This is a genomic window from Micromonospora vulcania (assembly GCF_042658605.1).
Lineage (GTDB): Bacteria > Actinomycetota > Actinomycetes > Mycobacteriales > Micromonosporaceae > Micromonospora > Micromonospora vulcania.
Window position 1 is genome coordinate 42,258 of record NZ_JBHSQS010000029.1, and the last position, 19,861, is coordinate 62,118.

At 71.5% G+C, this 19,861-nt stretch carries 14 protein-coding genes; 9 read left to right on the forward strand and 5 right to left on the reverse strand.

The genetic code is table 11. The features are described from left to right. Window positions 1–14: 14 nt before the first annotated feature. Window positions 15–761, reverse strand: coding sequence for a Fic family protein (locus tag ACFQGL_RS28780; protein ID WP_377515731.1), 747 nt, complete (start codon window positions 759–761; stop codon window positions 15–17). A 238-nt stretch (window positions 762–999) separates the two neighbouring features. Here ACFQGL_RS28780 and acs point away from each other — a divergent pair, with 238 nt between their 5' ends. The 4 genes from acs (at window position 1,000) to ACFQGL_RS28800 (ending at window position 9,988) form a co-directional block, all read left to right on the forward strand. Then, on the forward strand, window positions 1,000–2,964 hold the full coding sequence (gene acs / locus ACFQGL_RS28785; protein ID WP_377515732.1) for an acetate--CoA ligase: 1,965 nt from the start codon (window positions 1,000–1,002) through the stop codon (window positions 2,962–2,964). Window positions 2,965–3,273: 309 nt separating this feature from the next. Continuing rightward, entirely contained in the window at window positions 3,274–6,003 is a 2,730-nt protein-coding gene (locus ACFQGL_RS28790; protein WP_377515733.1) for an immune inhibitor A domain-containing protein, read from the forward strand. Window positions 6,004–6,459: 456 nt separating this feature from the next. Further along, on the forward strand, window positions 6,460–8,886 hold the full coding sequence (locus tag ACFQGL_RS28795; RefSeq protein ID WP_377515754.1) for an immune inhibitor A domain-containing protein: 2,427 nt from the start codon (window positions 6,460–6,462) through the stop codon (window positions 8,884–8,886). Window positions 8,887–9,055: 169 nt separating this feature from the next. Next, a complete protein-coding gene (locus ACFQGL_RS28800) occupies window positions 9,056–9,988 on the forward strand; it encodes an alpha/beta fold hydrolase (RefSeq protein WP_377515735.1) in 933 nt (310 codons plus the stop codon). 4 nt (window positions 9,989–9,992) lie between these two features. Here ACFQGL_RS28800 and ACFQGL_RS28805 read toward each other — a convergent pair whose 3' ends face one another. Next, window positions 9,993–10,358 (reverse strand): hypothetical protein, encoded by a 366-nt coding sequence (locus tag ACFQGL_RS28805; protein WP_377515736.1) that lies wholly within the window; start codon window positions 10,356–10,358, stop codon window positions 9,993–9,995. Further along, window positions 10,355–13,432 (reverse strand): SseB family protein, encoded by a 3,078-nt coding sequence (locus tag ACFQGL_RS28810; RefSeq protein WP_377515737.1) that lies wholly within the window; start codon window positions 13,430–13,432, stop codon window positions 10,355–10,357. The genes ACFQGL_RS28805 and ACFQGL_RS28810 overlap by 4 nt, the downstream gene beginning before the upstream one ends. A gap of 152 nt (window positions 13,433–13,584) precedes the next feature. Here ACFQGL_RS28810 and mycP point away from each other — a divergent pair, with 152 nt between their 5' ends. Continuing rightward, a complete protein-coding gene (mycP, locus tag ACFQGL_RS28815) occupies window positions 13,585–14,808 on the forward strand; it encodes a type VII secretion-associated serine protease mycosin (protein ID WP_377515738.1) in 1,224 nt (407 codons plus the stop codon). Window positions 14,809–14,962: 154 nt separating this feature from the next. Here mycP and ACFQGL_RS28820 read toward each other — a convergent pair whose 3' ends face one another. Together ACFQGL_RS28820 and ACFQGL_RS28825 are read right to left on the reverse strand one after the other, a co-directional pair. Continuing rightward, window positions 14,963–15,256, reverse strand: a complete 294-nt coding sequence (locus ACFQGL_RS28820; protein ID WP_377515739.1) for a WXG100 family type VII secretion target — start codon at window positions 15,254–15,256, stop codon at window positions 14,963–14,965. Between the two features lie 23 nt (window positions 15,257–15,279). Beyond that, the gene (locus tag ACFQGL_RS28825; RefSeq protein WP_377515740.1) at window positions 15,280–15,600 is read right to left on the reverse strand and encodes a WXG100 family type VII secretion target; all 321 of its coding nucleotides are present in this window, start codon (window positions 15,598–15,600) and stop codon (window positions 15,280–15,282) included. A gap of 293 nt (window positions 15,601–15,893) precedes the next feature. Between ACFQGL_RS28825 and eccE the strand changes: the two genes are divergently transcribed. From eccE to rarD, 4 genes are all read left to right on the forward strand, one after another. Next, window positions 15,894–17,798 carry a type VII secretion protein EccE gene (eccE, locus tag ACFQGL_RS28830; protein WP_377515741.1) on the forward strand — a complete coding sequence of 635 codons (1,905 nt, stop codon included), beginning with the start codon at window positions 15,894–15,896 and terminating at the stop codon, window positions 17,796–17,798. A gap of 62 nt (window positions 17,799–17,860) precedes the next feature. Then, window positions 17,861–18,247 (forward strand): phage holin family protein, encoded by a 387-nt coding sequence (locus ACFQGL_RS28835; RefSeq protein WP_377515742.1) that lies wholly within the window; start codon window positions 17,861–17,863, stop codon window positions 18,245–18,247. Between the two features lie 101 nt (window positions 18,248–18,348). Further along, window positions 18,349–18,819 (forward strand): GNAT family N-acetyltransferase, encoded by a 471-nt coding sequence (locus ACFQGL_RS28840; RefSeq protein WP_377515743.1) that lies wholly within the window; start codon window positions 18,349–18,351, stop codon window positions 18,817–18,819. Window positions 18,820–18,842: 23 nt separating this feature from the next. Next, window positions 18,843–19,853, forward strand: a complete 1,011-nt coding sequence (gene rarD, locus ACFQGL_RS28845; protein ID WP_377515744.1) for an EamA family transporter RarD — start codon at window positions 18,843–18,845, stop codon at window positions 19,851–19,853. The last annotated feature ends 8 nt before the right edge of the window (window positions 19,854–19,861 follow it).

The following is a 19,861-nucleotide window of genomic DNA, read 5'->3' on the forward strand; positions in this document are numbered from 1 at the left end:
GCAAACGGTCGGGATCAGGTGGCGGCCAGGACCTCGTCGCCGATGGTGGTGAGCTGGTCGACGCCCACCTCCACGGCCGCCATGTAGTGGCGTAGCCAGGACCGCAGGCCGTCCGGGGTGCCCGTGGCGAAGGCGCCGGCCGAGCCGACGTACTCGGGCTCCCGCTCGTGGTGGCCGACGTCGACGGCGAGCAGGCCGCGCGGGTCGAGGCCGGTGGAGAGCAGTACCAACCGGGCGGCACCTCGGGCCACCACGCCGGACGGTCCGGCGAACGGGCGCAGGTTCAACAGTTCTCCGTGCACCACGGCGGCGAGTACCAGCGGCGAGACCTTCGTGCCGCCGGCGACAAGCCCGGTCAGTCCGTCCAGCCGGGCGGCGACCACCGGGTCGGAGACCGGCCGACCCAGTTCGGCCTCCGGCACCATGTCCCGGGCGGCGAGCACGTGCAGCTTCGCGAGGGCCTGCCGCGGGGCCTTGGGCCAGAGTTCACTCAGCCCGGGCAGCGCCCCGGCGACCCGCAGCGCACCCTGGAGAACCGGGTCGGTGACCGTGCCGGCGCGGACCGCCTCGCGCTCGTGGGCGTACCCCTCCAGGGCGGCGCTGGCCACCGCGGACCGGAGGCTGACCTCGGCCGCGACCTGGCCACCGTGTCGGCGCAGCGCGCGGTGCCCGAGCGCCTGGTCGAACCGCTCGCGGGCCCGCTCGACGGCGGCGGCGATGTCGGCGAGGGCGAGCAGAGGTGCGAGCGGGTCGGTGGTCACCCCGCCACGCTAGCGACCTGGCCCGGCGTCCCGGGTGGCACCCGCCCGCATCGCGAGCCGAACCACCACCGGGGTACGGGCCGAACGCGGTCACGGCCGCGCGACGCGGACGGGCCGTCGGGCGCGCGGCGGGGGCCGCTCGGCGCGGACGGAGTGGGCAGCGGTCGCCGGTAGGTGGAGCCCCGACTACCCTCGTGGCCAGCGAGACCCAGGTCACCCGAGGACGAGGAGTCACGGCATGAGCGAGGCATTGGCCAATCTGCTGAACGAGACGCGCCAGTTCCCCCCGCCGGCCGAACTCGCCGCGCACGCCAACGTCACCGTCGACGCGTACGCCGAGGCGGAGGCGGACCGGCTCGCGTTCTGGGCGAAGCAGGCCGGTCGGCTGGCCTGGGCGAAGCAGTGGGACGAGGTGCTGGACTGGTCGAACCCGCCGTTCGCGAAGTGGTTCGTCGGTGGGCAACTCAACGTGGCGTACAACTGCCTGGACCGGCACGTCGAGGCGGGTCGCGGCGACAAGGTGGCGATCCACTGGGAGGGCGAGCCGGGCGACACCCGCACGCTCACCTACGCCGACCTGCACAAGCTGACCTGCCAGGCGGCGAACGCGCTCACCGAGCTGGGTGTCACCGCCGGTGACCGGGTGGCGATCTACCTGCCGATGATCCCGGAGGCGGCGGCGGCGATGCTGGCGTGCGCCCGGATCGGGGCCGCCCACAGCGTGGTCTTCGGCGGTTTCTCGGCCGACTCGCTGAGCAACCGGATCCAGGACGCCAGCGCCAAGGTGGTGATCACCGCCGACGGTGGCTACCGCCGGGGCAAGCCGTCGGCGCTGAAGCCGACCGTGGACGAGGCGGTGGCGAGCTGCCCGTCGATTGAGCACGTCCTGGTGGTCCGCCGGACCGGCCAGGAGGTGGGCTGGACGGCGAAGGACCACTGGTGGCACGAGACGGTGGAGACGGCGTCGGCCGAGCACACCGCGCAGCCGTTCGACGCCGAGCACCCGCTGTTCATCCTCTACACCAGCGGCACCACGGCCCGCCCGAAGGGCATCCTGCACACCACCGGCGGCTACCTGACCCAGGCGTCGTACACCACGCACGCGGTCTTCGACCTGAAGCCGGAGACGGACGTCTACTGGTGCACCGCCGACATCGGCTGGGTCACCGGGCACTCCTACATCGTGTACGGCCCGCTCTCCAACGGCGCCACCCAGGTGATGTACGAGGGCACCCCGGACACCCCGCACAAGGGCCGGTTCTGGGAGATCATCGACAAGTACGGCGTCAGCATCCTCTACACCGCCCCCACGCTGATCCGCACGATGATGAAGTGGGGCGACGACATCCCGGCCGGCTTCGACCTGTCCTCGCTGCGGCTCCTGGGCAGCGTCGGCGAGCCGATCAACCCGGAGGCGTGGATCTGGTACCGGCAGCACGTCGGCCGGGGCGAGCTGCCCATCGTGGACACCTGGTGGCAGACCGAGACGGGCGCGATCATGATCTCTCCGCTGCCCGGTGTGACGGCGGCCAAGCCGGGTTCGGCGATGACTCCCCTGCCCGGCATCGTCGCGGACGTGGTGGACGATCAGGGCCAGTCGGTGCCCAACGGCGGCGGTGGGTACCTGGTGCTGCGTGAGCCGTGGCCGTCGATGCTGCGGACCATCTGGGGTGACGACAGCCGGTTCATCGAGACGTACTGGTCCCGCTTCGAGGGCATGTACTTCGCCGGTGACGGTGCGAAGAAGGACGACGACGGGCACATCTGGCTGCTCGGCCGGGTCGACGACGTGATGCTGGTGTCCGGGCACAACATCTCCACCACCGAGGTGGAGTCGGCACTGGTGTCGCACCCGTCGGTGGCCGAGGCCGCCGTGGTGGGCGCGACCGATCCGACCACCGGTCAGGCGATCGTCGCGTTCGCGATTCCCCGGGGCAGCGCGGACGTCGCCGGCGAGGCGGGCGAGAAGCTGATCGCCGAGCTGCGCAACCACGTGGCCAAGACGCTCGGCCCGATCGCCAAGCCCCGGCAGATCATGCTGGTGCCGGAGTTGCCGAAGACCCGCTCCGGCAAGATCATGCGCCGCCTGCTGCGGGACGTGGCGGAGAACCGGTCCCTGGGCGACGTGACCACCCTGCAGGATTCCTCGGTGATGGAGCTGATCTCCTCCGGGATGAGCGGCGCGAAGTCCGACGAGGACTGATTTCAAGGCGTACCCCTGCGGTGGGTGGCGGTCCGGACGGACCGTCACCCACCGTCGTCTTTTGTGGAGGTACGCCCGGCAGCGCTCCCAGGTTGGCCGAGTCGACCGGATAACGCATCCATCACGATCCAACCCGACGGCGGCTTTCTCATTTAGTTTCACGCATGTCGGCAGGTCTCGATGCGCTGCACCGCGCCCGGAATCGACCGACTTCCTCCGCCCATGCCCGAGAAACGGAGCGGCATGAACAGAACCTCGCCTCCAGGGACGCGTCGACGACTACTCGTCGCGTTGCCCACCATCGCCCTCGTGGCCACGTCACTGACCGTGACGGGCAGCGCGGCGGCCCAGTCAGCGTCCGGCACCCCCGGGGCCGTGATCGGGGCCGATGAGTACTACATCAACTACGCCGAACCCGAGGTGCAGACCGACACGACCGGCCGCGAGGTCAAGGGCAAGGGCGGCGTCTACGCCCCCGCCGTCGACGGCGCGCGCGCGTTCGATCAGAAGCACGCGCGGGGTAACCCGGTGACCGCCCGGCAGCTGGCCAAGCTCGAAGCCACGTCGCTCAAGACGGGCAAGAGCCCTCGCAAGATCAAGCAGGCGCCGACGACCCAGACGGCGAAGCTGCTGACGCTGCTGGTCGAGTTCAACGACCAGGCCAACGACGACTTCACCGGCGTCATGGTGCCGAAGACGGTGTTCGAGGACCGCACCTGTGTCCCGGGTACCGTCCAGAATGGCCCGAAGCACAACAACATCCCGAACCCGGCGACCCTGCCGCACAAGGACAACAACTCGATGTGGGTGCCGGACTTCTCGCCGACCCACTACGACAAGATGCTCTACAGCAAGAAGGGCATCACCGAGCGCGTCCGCAAGGACCTGCGCGACCCGGAGGGCAAGAAGGGCATCGACCTTTCCGGCCGCACCATGCACAACATGTACCTGGAGATGTCCAAGAACGCGTACACGGTGGACGGGCAGGCCAGCCCGTGGATCACCGTGCCGCACTCGGAGGGCTGGTACGCGGCCAACCGCTGCTTCCAGGACGAAGACGGCAACTGGGTTCCCGGCCGTGAGCAGTCGATGAACGGCCACCCGGACAACCCGGCCGGCGCGGGCCGCCTCGCCACCGACGCGATCGACTCGCTCGCCGCGAAGGACCCCAACTTCCCGTGGGCCGACTACGACAAGGAAGACCAGGCCGACCGCGACGGCGACGGTAACCTGTTCGAGCCGGACGGCGTGATCGACCACCTCGTGCTGGTGCACGCCGGTCAGGGCAAGTCCCGTGGTGGCGGCGCCGAGGGTGTGTACGCCGTGTGGGCGCACTCCTCCACGATCGCCGGTGGCTACACCATCCCGGGCACCAACCTCAAGGCGTCGAACTACATCGTGCAGCCCGAGGACGCCGGCGTCGGCGTCTTCGCTCACGAGTTCGGCCACGACCTCGGTCTGCCGGACCTCTACGACACCTCCGGCAACGCCGACTCGGACGTGGACTTCTGGGACCTGATGGCCTCCGGATCCCACTCCGGTGAGATCTTCCAGGCGCTGCCGACGCACATGGGCATCTGGGACAAGTGGGTGCTCGGCTGGGCCGACCCACTGACCATCCGCCCCGGGTCGAACTCCCGCGAGGTGAAGCTCGGGCAGACCTCGCGTACGCCGATCGACTCCGAGGACGGCATCAAGGTCGACCTGCCGGACAAGGTGACGACGCTGGCCACGCCGCACAGTGGCACGAAGATGTGGCACAGCAACAACGACCAGGAGTGGGCCGACGTCAAGCTGAGCCGCTCGGTCGACGTGCCGGCGGCCGCGGACGCCAAGTTCTGGATGTGGAACAACTACATCATCGAGGAGGACTGGGACTACGGCTTCGTCGAGCTGTCGACGGACGGCGGCACGTCCTGGACCGAGCAGAAGGTGTACGCCGAGGGCGGCGCCGTGGTCACCACGCCGGACGGCTATCCGGACCCGAACGGCCGGATGAACGACTTCGGCGGCAAGAAGTACGGCCTGACCGGCAGCACCGACGGTTGGCGGCACGACTACGTCGACCTGTCGGCGTACGCCGGGACGACGGTCCAGCTGCGGCTGCGGCTGGCCACCGACGAGGCGTTCGAGGAGCGCAACTGGTTCGCCGACGACTTCTCGGTCACCGGCGGCGGCGCCACCACCTGGAGCGACGACGTCGAGGGCGGCGCCAACGGCTGGACGGCCACCGGCGGCACCTTCGTCGACACCACCGGCGCGGGCTGGAAGGTCAGCAGCGGCACCGAGGTGCACGCGCAGTACTACCTGGCCGAGTGGCGCAACTTCGACGGCTTCGACAAGGGCCTGAAGTACGCGTACGACACGATCTACTCGCACGAGGCGTGGAAGGTCGACCGGATCTCGTACAACGCGCCGGGCATGCTGGTCTGGTACCGGGACACCGCGCTCGGCGACGTCAACCACGTCACCGGGCAGATGACCGCCCTGCCCAGCTATGGCGCGAAGGGCGGCCTGCTCGTCGTCGACTCGCACTTCGACCCGTACCGCCGCACGGGCGAGGCCGCTGTCAAGGACCCGTCGGCGACGGACAACCTGCCCAGCCGTCCGCAGTCGTCCAACGCGGCGTTCACGCTGCAGCCGACGTACTCCTTCACGGAGTGCCTGGAGGCGGCGGACGAGCCGTACAGCGAGTACTGCACCAAGTTCCGGTCGCAGCCGGCGGTGAAGACCTTCACCGACGCCAAGACCTGGTACCCGGGCATCGAGATGCGCGACGGTGCCCCGTTCGCGCGGGACAACGACGCCTCGGTGGTACTGCCGTCCCGGAACAACTCGCCGTACACCACCCGGGTCACCCACCCGGATGGCAGCCCGGCGCCGGAGTTCTACGGCGTGACCCTCGGCGGTGGCGCGATCGTGCTGGGCACCGGCAACCCCGGTGACCAGGGCGTCAACTACGGCGTTTCGCTCACCGTCAAGAAGGCGGCACGGGACAACTCGTCGGCCACGGTGTACGTCACCTCGGCGCGGCCCTGACCCCAGAAGGTCCGTCGTCCGACGGAACAACGGCGGCCCGCCCGGAGCGACACGCTCCGGGCGGGCCGTCCCGCGTCCGGGCAACAGTCAATACGTGAACGGCGTACCAACATCGCGCCACATCCCCGATACGCCGATGTCTGGCCGGCCGACATCCGTCGGCCGCACGCCACGGTCAAGGGGTCGGAGCGGCATAAGAAAATGATCGAAATTTGTCACTGTCGAGCGGTCCTGGCCGGTCCATCCTGGTCAGCGGCGCAGATGAAGCCCTGGGGTGTGACGGTGGAAAGCATTCCCAACAAAATATTGCAACAAATCGACGCGTGCATCTTCCCACCCGTCTCGGCAGTGTCTATGTTCACCTTTGGTCCCACTAGTGGGATCGATCTCCCTCCGGCCTGTACCCCCGTTGGGCCGGTTCCCTCACACCGGAGGTACCACGTGCGCAAAGTCGCAGTGGGTCTGCTCGGGCTCTCACTGACGGCGACAGGCCTGGCTTTCGGCCCGTCCGCCTCGGCGGCGCCTCAGCCCAAACTGCCGGCAGCAGCTCCGTCCGCCGCCGAACCGCAGTCACTGAAGGACGAGCTCCCCGACAAGCTCGAGGACAAGCGTCGCGAGCTGCGTCAGCAGGGTCTCAGCGATGTGCTGAGCGGCCGCAGCAAGCCAATCCAGCGCAACGGCAGCACGGTCGTCAAGGTCGGCAAGACGAACGGTACGGGCTCCGACGCCCGCTCCTTCGCCGGCGCTCAGCAGAGCAAGGACCAGTACGTCGAGCTCGAGCGTGAGCGGACCGACAAGATCTTCGTGATCCTGACCGAGTTCGGCGACCAGCGGCACCCGTCCTACCCGGACAAGGACATGAACCCGGACATCGCCGGGCCGACGACCTTCAGCGGGCCGCTGCACAACCAGATCCCGCAGCCCAACCGGGCTGTGGACAACTCCACCGTCTGGCAGCCGGACTTCAGCCCGGAGCACTTCCGTCAGCTGTACTTCGGCACGAACCCGGGCGACGAGTCGCTGAAGCAGTACTACGAGGCCCAGTCCTCCGGTCGCTACACGGTCGACGGCCTGGTCACCGACTGGGTCAAGGTTCCGTACAACGAGGCCCGCTACGGTCGGTCAGACGACCCGAAGGCCGACGACGACCCGACCGGCGACCCCGCCGTCTGCGGCGACAACGTCTGCTCGAACACCTGGGCGCTGATCCGGGACGCCGCCAACCAGTGGGTCCTGGACCAGAAGGCCAAGGGCCGGACGGACGCGCAGATCGCCGAGGAGATGCGCTCCTACGACCAGTGGGACCGGTTCGACTACGACGGTGACGGCGACTTCAACGAGTCGGACGGCTACATCGACCACTTCCAGATCGTCCACTCCGGCGGCGACCAGGCCGACGGTGACCCGCACCAGGGTGAGGACGCCATCTGGAGCCACCGTTGGTCGGCCTTCAACAGCTCGCCGGTGGGTCCGCCGAACTTCCCGATCGGTGGCACCCAGATCGGCAACACCGGCGTCTGGATCCGCGACTACACCATCCAGCCGGAAAACGGCGGCCGCAGCGTCTTCTACCACGAGTACGGCCACGACCTGGGCCTGCCGGACGACTACGGCCCCGCGGACAACAACAACGAGCACTGGACCCTGATGGCCCAGAGCCGGCTCGGCGCCAAGAACGACCCGGCCATCGGTGACCGTGGCGGCGACCTGGGTGCGTGGAACAAGCTCCAGCTCGGCTGGCTCGACTACGAGGTGGTCGTGGCGGGGCAGAAGCGCACGCTGGACCTCGGTCCGCAGGAGTACAACTCGGCGAAGGCACAGGCCGCCGTGGTGGTGCTGCCGCAGCGGGAGTACACCTTCAACTACGGCGCACCGTTCGAAGGCTCGAAGCAGTACTTCTCCGGTAACGACGACGACCTCAACCAGATCATGTCGAGGACGTTCGACCTCACCGGTAAGTCCTCCGCGGCACTGTCGCTGAAGGGCAAGTACGCCATCGAGGAGGGTTACGACTACCTCTACTTCGAGGGCTCGACCGACGGTGGTCAGACCTGGATCGACCTGGACGGCACCGTCAACGGCGAGCCGATCGGCGTCGACGGCGCCGACCGTCCGGCTCTCGACGGCACCAGCAACGGCGCCTGGGCGGACATCAACATCCCGCTGACCGCGCTCGCCGGCAAGGTGGCGCAGGTCCGCCTGCACTACGTCACCGACGGTGGCGTCGCCGAGGGCGGCTTCTTCGGTGACGCGATCACCGTGACCGCCGACGGCCAGACGGTGTTCAGCGACGGTGCCGAGACCGACGCAGGCTGGTCGCTCAGCGGCTGGTCGGTTGTCGGTGCGACCTACAGCCGGCTGTTCGACAACTACTACATCGCCGGCAACCGGTCGTACGTCTCGTACGACAAGTACCTGAAGACGGGCCCGTACTTCTTCGGCTACGCGAACACCCGCCCTGACTACGTGGACCACTACGCGTACCAGGAGGGTCTGCTGATCTCGTACTGGAACACCCGTTGGTCGGACAACAACACCGCGCCGGCGTCGGCCACCAACCCCGGTGGTCACCCGGGTGAGGGTCGGAACCTGTACATCGACTCGCGGCCGCGGCCGATCTACAACCTGACCGGGGCCGCCTGGCGGGCCCGCGTCCAGGTCTACGACGCGCCGTTCAGCCTCAAGAAGGCCGACTCGTTCACGCTGCACCTCAACAGCCAGCCGCAGTACATCCGCGGCCAGGATGCGGCACCGCTGTTCAACGACACCAAGCAGTACTGGTACGCGGAGCTGCCGAACCACGGTGTGAAGCTCCCCGCCACCGGCACCAAGATCGAGGTCCTCAAGCAGGACGGCACCTCGATGAAGATCAAGATCAGCTAACCACTGATCCGCACCAACCAGCGACGCCCGGGCAGGTCACCTGCCCGGGCGTCGCCCTTTGTCAACCCAGAGCCGGACTCTCGTCCCGGTAGGGGACAACCCGGGCTTCTCCCTGTTCACCGCGACCACCAGGGCCGGCGGGAGCACCCGGGGTCCTAGGCTGTCTGCCATGACCGACCAGCGCGGCGAAGCCGTTGACGAGTCCTGCGTCCTCACCGAGGGGCCGTGGACGCACCGCTTCGTCGGCGCCAACGGCACGCGGTTCCACGTGGTCGAGGCCGGCACCGGGCCGATGGTGCTCTTCCTGCACGGCTTCCCCGAGCACTGGTGGGCGTGGCACCAGATGCTGCCGGCGGTCGCCGACGCCGGGTTCCGGGCGGTCGCCGTCGACCTGCGCGGCTACGGCGCCAGCGACAAACCACCCCGGGGGTACGACGGCTACACGCTCGCCGCCGACATGGCCGGGCTGATCCGCGCGCTCGGCGAACGGTCGGCCACGGTGGTCGGCAGCGGCGTCGGCGGCATGATCGCCTGGACGGTGGCCTCGTTCCACCCGACCCTGGTCCGTCGGCTGGTGGTCCTGGGGGCACCGCATCCGCTGCGGCTGCGCGCCGCCATCTTCGCCGACCCGCGCGGGCAGTTCACCGCCTCCACCCCTGCGCTGAAGTTCCAGCTCCCCCGCTACGAGCACGTGCTGACCAAGGACGGCGGGGCCGCCGTGGTGGAGATGCTGCGCCGCTGGGGTGGGCCGCGCTGGACGGCCGGGCCGGCCTTCGAGGCGTACGCCGAGCGCTGCCGGGAGGCGATGCGCATTCCACAGGCCGCGTTCTGCGCGTTGGAGGGATACCGCTGGGCGTTCCGTTCGCTGCTGCGGCTGCACGGCTACCGGTTCGTGCGACTGATGCAGAAGCCGCTGGTCACCCCGACCCTCCAGCTGCACGGCGCGCTGGACACCGCCTCCCTGCCGCGTACCGCCCAGGGCTCCGGCCGGTACGTCGTCGCCCCCTACGAGTGGCGGCTGCTCGACGAGGTGGGGCACTTCCCACACCTGGAGGCGCCGGAGCTGGTGCTCGGCGAGATCCTGCGCTGGGCCAAGTCCTGAACGGTCAGACCCGCTGTTCCCGAAGGTCGGTGACCTCGGCGGCCGGCGCCCAGCCCTGGTAGACGCCGAACTCGAAGACCTCCAGCCGCATCGCCTCGGCCACCGGCCACCGGCCACCCGTGTACTCCACCCGCAGCCAGGCATCGTGCTCGCCGAGCACGATGAACGGCTGCCCCTTCCAGGTGCAGGTGGTCCGCACGTACGCCAGGTCCTCGATCTCACTCGCCGGCAGCACCCGCACGTACCGGCCTTCGCGGACCTCGTCGAAGCCCTCGCCCGGCTCGGGCTGATAGAGCCGGACGTCGTCGCCGTCCGGGCTGGCCTGGTATTCCCGGCCCTGCCAACGGGCCACGTAGCCGTCCCGCATCACGCCTCACCGGCCCGTCGCCACGACACCGTGTCCGTGTCGAGCACCGCGATGACCCGCTCGGCGCCGTCCGCACCGATCCGCCAGAGCTGCGCGCCGTACGGCAGTCGTGCACTGTCCACCTTGAACTCGGCCACCACGTCGCTGCTCTCACCCGGGGCGAAGCCGTTGCCCCGGAACGGTGGGCGTTCGATGACCCACCCCTCCATGGCTCGCATTGCCGGCTCGTTCTGCCCCCCGTACGGAATCCGGTAGAGGCTCGGACGGTGCGCCGGCCAGCGCAGCACGTAGATCTCCTCGGCGTCCCGTTCGAAGGGTGAATCCGGGTAGCCGAGGCCGAGGGCGTCGTGCAGCTGAGCCGGCGTGGTCAGGTGGGCCAGTTCGCCGGCCCGGTGCACGAAGCCGGAGACCCGGTCGTACCCCCGATCCAGGTAGTACGCGAGCTGGCTGGGCGCGATCGCCTTCTGCATCACGGTCGGCCGGGCCGGATCGACGGCCGCCGGGGCGTACCGGGGGCGGGCCGCCGGCTCCGCCGCGACGGTCGGCTCCTCCGGATCCACCTCCAGATCGTCGCCGAGCCCCACCTCCGCAGCCCAGTTGGCCAGCGCGACGATCTGCTCGCCGGGCAGCTTGGCACCAACCGGGGTGCCCGGGTTGACGGCGAACGACCAGTCCTCGTCCGGCCAGCGGCGGATCAACTGGGCGAACTTCACCCGGACCGTGTCGACGTCGCCGTCGACGTGGTCGGCGAGGCGCTCCGGCGAGGTGTAGACCACCACGTAGGTCTCGTTGTCCAACTGTTCGGTACGCCAGACGAAGCCCGGGTCGCCGGGGCGACTGCCGCGCGCCGATTCCGCTGCGGCCGGCAGCAGGACCCGAGCCAGCAGCAGGGTGGACAGGAACGTGTCGGTACTGCCGGCGCCGGCCGCCGCGAGCAGGTCCTCCTCGACCGTGTTCGCGGGCTGGAACTCGACCGGCACCGGCCCGCCCGTCATCCCGTGCGGGCCGCCATCGTCCGCGACCGTCGGCTGGACGCTGTCGTCGGCGTCAGCCCACCTCGGCTCGGTGCCGGCGCCTGCTCCGGGCCCCGCCGGTTGCCCGCCGGCGACCACGCCGACCGGCGCGTCCATGTCGACCCGATCCGCGCCTGTCAGGCCGACCGGCGAGCCCAGGCCGGTGCCGGCGCGATCTCCACCGACGAGGTCGCTGGCGCGTACGCCACCTCGGTCGCCACCCGCCAGATCGCTGCTGACCGAACCGGGCGACACCGGCTCGAACGGATTCGGACGAGGCGGTGCCGGCTCGAAGGGGTTCGGACGAGGCGGTGCCGGCTCGAAGGGGTTCGGACGAGGCGATGCCGGCTCGAAGGGGTTCGGACCGGACGGCATCGGATCGGACGGTGCCGCCTCGAACGAGCTCGAACCGGACCGCACCGGATCGGACGGTGCCGCCTCGAACGGGCTCGGTCCGGACGGTGCCGGGTTGAACGAGGTTGACCCGAACATCGGCGAGCTGGACGGCGCAGGATCGGACCGGGCCGAGCCGAACGACGGTGGGGCGGTGGGCTCCGGGCCTGGTCGCCAGGCCGCATCGACCGGCCCACCGGCCTCGGCCGGGTCGGTGAGGTCGCGGGACTCGATGATGGTGCCCTCGATGACGATGGGCGTGAAGCCGCGGCGCGGCGCGGGCGGGCCGGAGACCGGCTCCGCGACGGACGCCGGCAACTCCTCGACCGGCTCGAACGGGCTCGGAGTGCCCGGCCAGCCGCGGGGGATCGCCTGGGTCTGCTCGGCACCCGGATCGGTCCACCCGACCCGGGTCAAGGGTGGCTCGGCGGTTGCCGGCCCGGTCACCCGGAAGGCGCGGGTGGGCTCGTCGCCCAGCGGTTCCGTCCGGCGGGGCGGCAAGGGCTGAGTGGTCTCGTCACCCGACGCGGGCGGCCGCACTCGGCGGGACGCGCCCAGGTCAACGGCCGGCGGCCGGATCGGCCGGGTGGCGTCCGGATCCGGGAACTGCCGGGGTGCGCTTTCGCTGGCGGGCGCATCGGCCGGACGTCGGCGCGGGAAGGGCTGGCTGCCCCGCCCGAGCCGGGACGGCGGCACCGCGCGGTCCCCGGGCCGAGCCCCGCCCGGGGGCGGAGCGGACGCCGGCTCGAAGAACGACCGCCGGCCGCCTTGGCCGCCGCCGTTGGTGGCGGCCGGTCCGTCGACGTCGGCAGCCGGTCGATTCGCGGGCGGCCACGCCGCAGCGGGACCCGGCCGTTCGGCCGGCACCGCGGCGGGGCCCGGCCGCTCGGGCGGCACCGCACCGGGGCGGTCGGCGGCGGACAACGGGGCGTACCGGGAGGCGGGCCGACCCGTGACACGCGTGGAGTCGGTGCCCGGCCGGCCCGATCGGGGCGGGCCGGTCGGGTAACGCTGACCTGCGGCGGGCATGTCCTCCCCACCGGGTCGGCGGGACAGCTCAGCGGGCCCGGACGTCCGGGACGTGGCTTCCGGCACGGCCGAGCCGCTCGTCGGCGGCACCGCACCCCGGGACGGCGAGGGCCGCGTGGGCGGAGTCGCCGCCGGGTCGGCCCCGGACGTGGTCGGCGACGAGGACGCGACGTCCCGGCCGGTCGTACCACTCCTGGTCCGGGCCAGAGACTCGGCCCGCTCCAGCCGGGCGCGGGCACCCATGGCACGGCCGGGCAGCCGGACATCGCCCCGGGAGAGCTGTGCGACGAACCAGGCCGGCAGGTATCCCTCGACGGGCAGCCCCGGGTTTACCGCGAGCCACCACTCGTTGTTCGGCCAACCGACCGCGAGGTCGCTGAAGGGCACGCGCCGGTTGGTGCCGGCGTGGTCGCCAAGGCACGTCCGCAGCGCGTTACTGGAGGTGAAGGCCAGCACATGGGTGCGGCCACCGGTGGTCCAGGTGCCCCAGCCCGGCGACGCCTGACCGGGCAGCGCCGGCGCCGAGACCGGCAGCAGGAGATCGGTGCGGGACAGGAGCCGGAAGTAGAGCTCCTGGTCGTTGGCGCGCAGCGCGTCCCGCATGGCCACCTCGGCCTCCGTGGCCGGCTCCCATTCGGTCACGGCCACCTCTCCTTCCGAGAACAGGCCACAGGTATCGCGTACAACCTACAAGGTGGTTTCAAGATCACAATGGCTGGCTGGCGGCGGCCTGCCAGGGTCCCGAGGAGGCGATAACATCCCGTCCCGGAGCCGACACGATACGGAGGCCGTCGATGTCTCGATCGATAGCGCGCCCGGTCCTCGCAGGTCTGGCGGCCACGGTGCTGACCGGCGCGGCAGCCCCGGCCGCCGCCACCGGCTCCGCTCCCGGTACGGCGCCCACCTGCGCGACCCCACTCGCCCCCGTCCGGCCGGTTGCCGCCCTGCCCTGGCCCCAGCAGCGGTACGACACCGGGCAGCTCACGCCGCTGGCCAGCGGCGCCGGGGTGACGGTGGCGGTGGTCGACTCCGGGGTCGACCGGGCCCATCCCCAGTTGGCCGGGCGGGTGCTGGCCGGCACCGACCTGCTCGACCCCGGCGGGGACGGCAGCCGGGACTGCGCCGGGCACGGCACCGGCGTGGCGAGCATCATCGCGGCGGCGCCCCGGGCCGGTGTCGCCTTCCACGGCCTCGCGCCAGGTGCCCGGATCCTCCCGGTACGCGTGAGCGAGCAGCAGGTGGTAGAGGGTCGGGAATCGGGGCGTACGGTCAGCGCCGACGAGTTCGCCCGGGCCATCCGGTGGGCGGTGGACCACGGGGCCGACGTGGTGAACCTCTCGGTGGTGCTGTACGCCGACGACCCGGACGTCCGCTCGGCCGTGCAATATGCCGTCGACCGGAACGTGGTGCTGGTGGCCGCCGCCGGCAACCTGCACGACAGCGGCGACCCGCGCCCGTTCCCGGCCGCCTACGACGGAGTGCTCGGGGTGGGGGCGATCGGTGCGGACGGCGTGCGGGCGACCTTCTCGCAGACCGGTCCGTACGTCGACCTGGTCGCACCGGGCACCGAGGTGCTGACTGCCGCGCCCGGTCAGGGCCACCACCGGGTCGAGGGGACCAGCTACGCGGCACCGTTCGTGGCCGCCACCGCGGCACTGCTGCGCCAGTATCGGCCCGAGTTGACCGCCGTGCAGGTGGCGGAGCGGATCGTCGCCACGGTTGACCCGGCACCCGGCCCCGGCCACGGCGGCGGATACGGCGCTGGTGTCCTGAACCCCTACCGGGCGGTCACCGAGACCGGTGGCGGCCGAGCGGCCAGCCCCGGTGCGGTCGTCACGCTCGCCGACGTACGGGCCGACCCGGCGGTGGTCGCCCGGCAGGCGCGCCGGGCCACGGCCCGGGATCGGGCCCTGCTGGTCGGGACGGTGATCGGCGCGGCAGCGGTCGTCGTGGCGCTGCTCGCCCTGGTGCTGCCCAGAGGTGCGCGTCGACGCTGGCGCCCGGCCGACCCGAGCTGACCACGCGCCGCGCCGCCGCACCCCGCGCAGCCGCACCCCGCGCAGCCCTATCCCACACCGCCCTAAACCGCGCAGCCCTATCCCGCGCAGCCCGTCGAACCGCAGCGGCCGGGACGCTGACCTGGACACGGTCAGCGCTCCCGGCCCGCCGGAGTCACTGGAACAGCCCGGTGTTCTTCTTCTCGGTGTCCAGATAGTCGGCTGCGGAATCGTCCACCGCCAGCTTGATGTCGCGCAGCATCGCCTGGAGATCCTGCGAGGCGGACCGCCACCGCGCCTGGCGCTGCTCGTACGCCTGCCGGGCCTCGCCCGCCCAGCCCGCCACCAGCGGGGCCGCGTCGCGTTCGAGTTGGCCGAGGTGCGAGTCGAGCGTGTTCAGCGCCTTCTGGATGTCAGCGCCGGCCTGCTGAAGCGCGGCGAAGTTGACGACCAGCACACCGTTGTCCATCGGAACTCCCTCCCGAACGGGGGTCAGAGCGGCAGTTGGATGCCACCGCGATTGGTGCCGGCAACCCGGCTGGCCGCCTCGTCGTCCGAGACGTCGTACTGCCGGCCGGCGGTGCGGATCGCGCCGGCGGTCTCCCGCAGCGCCCGCTGCAGCGCGGCCTGGTCCTGCGACCACTGTTGTTTGACCTGCTCGAAGGACCGCCCGCCGGCGCCGCGCCAGGCCTGCTGTAACACCTCCAACTCGGCCAGCAGGCCGGTCAGCATGGTTTGCAACGACTGGTCCACCTGCTCGAACTTCGCGGCGGTCTGCTGCATCACCGCGGCTTCTGCCTGGGTCTGGGACACCTGGACGTCACCTCGTCTCCTCGGTCGTGCCTGGCCGTCGACGCGCCCGCCCTGGGGGCGTGTCGCTCGCGTGGCCCGGGCCGCCGAGCACGGCCGACGCGGGCCAGCGAAGAGCGTCGTGGCTGACGGTAGCGGGACGGTAGCGGTTCTGCTACCCCTCACCCTTCCCCTGTGGACAACCGCGGCAGCCATCGGTCGCTTACGATGTGCCGCAGTCACGTCGCGCCGTGTGACGGGCCGTCGGATCGGCCGGCCCGAGCCACGGCACTATCCACACTGGTCGAGGAGGCACGGTGCCGGCGATCACCACCGGAGGGTCGCAGCCGCCGCTCCCGGTCGGCCCCGGGCCGCACCGAGCCGCTGGCGTACCGCCGGTGCCCGCAGCCGGGCCGCGCCTTGCGGAGCCCGGCGGCCCGCGTCGCCTGCAACCCACCGCCCGTTGGGCCTCGCTTGGGCGACGCGCGGGCACCGGGGTACGCGCCGGCCAACTGGTCACCGCGCAGGTCGCGGCGGCGCTCGTCCTCGCCGCCGCGGGCCGGGGCGTACTGGCCATCGTCGCGGCAACGCTGGTGGCGGTACTGCTGGTGGTGACCGCCTGGGTCCGGGTCCGCGGCCGTTGGCTCTTCGAGTGGCTGGCCACCGCCGCCGGGCACCTGACCCGTCGTCGGGCGCTCAACGGGCCGACCGGCCCCGCCGACCTGCTCGACCTGGTCGCCCCGGGCACCGTGGTCCGCTCGACGGAGCTGCCCGGCGGGCCGGCGGCCCTGCTGGAGGACACCGCCGGCATGGTGGCGCTACTGGAGCTCGGCGACCCCGGTGACCTGCTCGGTGACGCGCCCCGGGCGATCCCCGCACCGGCCGCGCTGCTACCTCCGCCCGGGCCGGACGTACCGCCACTGCGGATCCAACTGCTGCTCGCCGGGACTCCGGCTCCGGTGCCGGCAGCGGGCGGAACGGTCGGCACGTCGTACCGGCAGCTCACCGACGGGCGCCTCGCAGGGCGGGAACGGGCGGTGCTCGCGGTCCGGGTGCTGCGGGTGGACGGCTGGTCGGAGGAGGACCTGCGTCGGGTGCTCGCCGGTACGCTGCGCCGGATCGTCCGCCGGCTCGGTGCGCTGACCGCGCGACCTCTCGGCGTACCCGCGGCGCTGCGCGTCCTCGGCGAGCTGGCCCACCACGACGGTCAGCCGGTACGGGAGTCCTGGCCGATGCTCCGGTCCGGCGCCCTGGTCCAGGCCACCTTCCGGCTGATCCGATGGCCGGACGCGGACAGCGTGGGCGCACGGCGACTGGTACACCGCCTGCTCGCGTTGCCGGCGACCGCGACGACGGTGTCACTCTGCGCGGGCCCGTCGCCGGCCACCGGCGGATCGGGAGTGCCTACCGAGCTGACCGTACGTCTCGCCGCCGGGACGGTGACCGAGCTGACCGCCGCCGCCGAGGCACTGGACCGGCTGGTCAACGGCCTGGGCGGGGAACTGCGCCGGCTCGACGGCGCGCACCTGGACGGGCTGGCCGGCACGCTGCCGTTGGCGCTGACCGCCCCGGGCGCGAAGCCGCAGCCGGCCGTACACGGCTGGGAACTGACCCTGGGCGAGGCGGGGATGATGGTCGGCACGAACCGGCACGGCGGGGCGGTGACCGTACGGCTGTTCCGGCCGGAGAGCACCCGGGTGCTGCTGGTCGGCGGAGTGCGTGCCGCGCAGTTGGTAGCACTGCGCGCGATGGCGCTGGGTGCGCTGGTGGTGGTGCAGACCGGACGGCCGCGCGCCTGGGAGCCCTTCGTCCGGGGCGTGGGAGCGCCGGGCGGGACGATCCCGCTGATCCCGCCGGGTCGACCGGTCGCCGACGGGGTGGGCACGTCGCTGCGGCCGCTGCTGCTCGTGGTCGACGCCGGGCCGATGCCGCCCGAGGCCGAACCGGGCCCACCCTGGCGGGCCACCCTGGTGGTCCGGGACGAGCTGACCCCGGCGGACGTGGACGCGCTGAGCCGGGCCGACCTGGCTGTGCTGCAACCGTTGGCGGCCGCCGAGGCCGCCCTGGCCGGCGTCGCGCTGGGGCTGGGCGGCCCGGCCGAGTGGCTCACCCGGATCCGGGACGACATGGTGGCCGTGGTGAACCGTCGGGCGTTGCGCTGGGCACTGCTCTCCCCCACCCCGATCGAGGCGCAGTTGATCGGACGGCCGGCACGGGGCTGAGCCGTACCGCTGAGTCGATCGCCGGGTTCCGCCGGTGGTCGGTCCGTGGCACGATCCCCGCCATGGGTTTCCTGAAAGGCCTGCTGATCCGGCTGGCCACCACGGCGCTGGCCTTCTGGCTGGCCACACTGCTCATTCCGGGCATCACTCTGGACTCGGACTCCGCCGTCCAGACGGTCACCACGTTGATCCTGGTGGCGGCCATCTTCGGCGTGGTCAACGCGGTTCTGCAGCCGATCATCAAGACGGTCGGCTGCGGCTTCTACCTGCTGACCCTGGGCCTCATCGCACTTGTGGTCAACGGCCTGCTGTTCCTGCTGACCAGTTGGATCGCCGACCAGGCCGAGCTGCCGTTCCACGTGGACGGCTTCTGGCCGGCCGCGGTGCTGGGGGCTCTCTTCGTCGGCATCGTGACCTGGATCCTCGGCGCGATCCTCGACCGGGACTGACCGTCACCGGCCGGGCCCGATCACCACTCGGGCCCGGCCGGTGACCAGACTTCGGGAATTGGTCGGCACGCGGGCCGGTCGAGGCGGCTAGCGTCGCGGGGGTGTTCTCGCTGACCCGCACCGACGGCCACCTGCTCAGCACCGACCCCGCGCGGTTCGACCTGGATCGGGTGCACCACTGGCTGTCCACCGACGCGTACTGGGCACTGGGGCGGGACCGGGAGACGGTCGTCCGGGCGTTCGCCGGCTCGCTTCCGTTCGGCGTTTACCGGCCCGAGGACGGCCGCCAGGTGGCGGTGGCTCGGGCGGTCACCGACGGCGCCACCTTCGCCTGGCTCTGCGACGTGTACGTGGACCGCTCCGCCCGGGGCCGCGGCCTGGGCGGCTGGCTGGCCAGCGCGGTCCGCGACCACCTGGCCGAGCTGGGCGTACGCCGGATCCTGCTGTGTACCAACGACGCACACCAGGTGTACGAGAGGGTGGGCTTCACGCCGTTGGACAACCCTGCGCGGTGGATGCAGTTGGACCAACGGCCGCCGGTGACCCGAGTCACCGGAAAGGAACAAAGCTGAGTTTCACCCCTTACGGTGGAGCGGTGACGCAACTCCGTCTGGGATACCTCTACGGCCTCGGCGCGTACCTGCTCTGGGGCTTCTTCCCGCTCTACCTGAAGCTGCTGCGGCCGGCCGGCCCACTGGAGATCCTGGCCCACCGGATCGTCTGGTCGGTGGCCTTCGTGGCGCTGCTGCTGGCCGCGCTGCGCAACATCGGCTTCCTGCGGGCGCTGCTGCGCCGCCCCCGTGCCCTGGCCGGGATCAGCGTCGCCGCCGCGCTGATCGCGGTCAACTGGGGTACCTACATCTACGGAGTCAACTCCGACCGGGTGGTGGAGACCGCCCTCGGGTACTTCATCAACCCACTGGTGGTGGTGCTGCTCGGGGTGACGGTGCTGCACGAGCGGCTGCGCCCGACACAGTGGGTGGCTCTGGGTATCGGCGCGTCCGCGGTCGCCGTGCTCGCCGTGGACTACGGCCGGCTGCCCTGGCTGGCGCTGACCCTGGCCTTCAGCTTCGGTGGCTACGGCCTGGTCAAGAAGCGCCTCGGACTGCCCCCGGCGGAGGGCCTCTTCGTGGAGTCGGCGGCCCTGGCCCTACCCGCGCTGGGCTACCTGGCCTGGCTGACCCGAAACGGCGACTCGACCTTCGGGCACGTCTCGGCCGGGCACACCGCGCTGCTGGTGCTGGCCGGCGCCGCCACCGCGATCCCGCTGCTGTTCTTCGCCGGAGCCGCCAACCGGTTGCCGCTGACCAGCCTCGGCATGATCCAGTACTTGGCACCGATCCTCCAGCTCGGCTGCGGCGTGCTGATCTTCCATGAGCCGATGCCACCGGCACGCCTCGCCGGCTTCGCGCTGGTCTGGCTGGCCCTCGTCGTCTTCACCGCCGACGCCCTCCGCCACTCTCACCAAACCCGCACCCACCCCCGCCACTCCCACCAAACCCCCACCGACCCCGCCTCCGTCCCCACCGACCCCGCCTCCGTCCCCACCGACCCCGCCGGCGGCGGCACCCCCACCCCCACGCCGACCCCCACCCCGTCGATCTAGGGCATATC

Excerpts from the sequence above, each read along its gene's own strand:
- acs (WP_377515732.1), top strand. The coding sequence starts at position 1,000 with ATGAGCGAGGCATTGGCCAATCTGCTGAACGAGACGCGCCAGTTCCCC.
- ACFQGL_RS28800 (WP_377515735.1), top strand. The coding sequence starts at position 9,056 with ATGACCGACCAGCGCGGCGAAGCCGTTGACGAGTCCTGCGTCCTCACC.
- mycP (WP_377515738.1), top strand. The coding sequence starts at position 13,585 with ATGTCTCGATCGATAGCGCGCCCGGTCCTCGCAGGTCTGGCGGCCACG.
- ACFQGL_RS28820 (WP_377515739.1), bottom strand. The coding sequence starts at position 15,256 with ATGGACAACGGTGTGCTGGTCGTCAACTTCGCCGCGCTTCAGCAGGCC.
- ACFQGL_RS28835 (WP_377515742.1), top strand. The coding sequence starts at position 17,861 with ATGGGTTTCCTGAAAGGCCTGCTGATCCGGCTGGCCACCACGGCGCTG.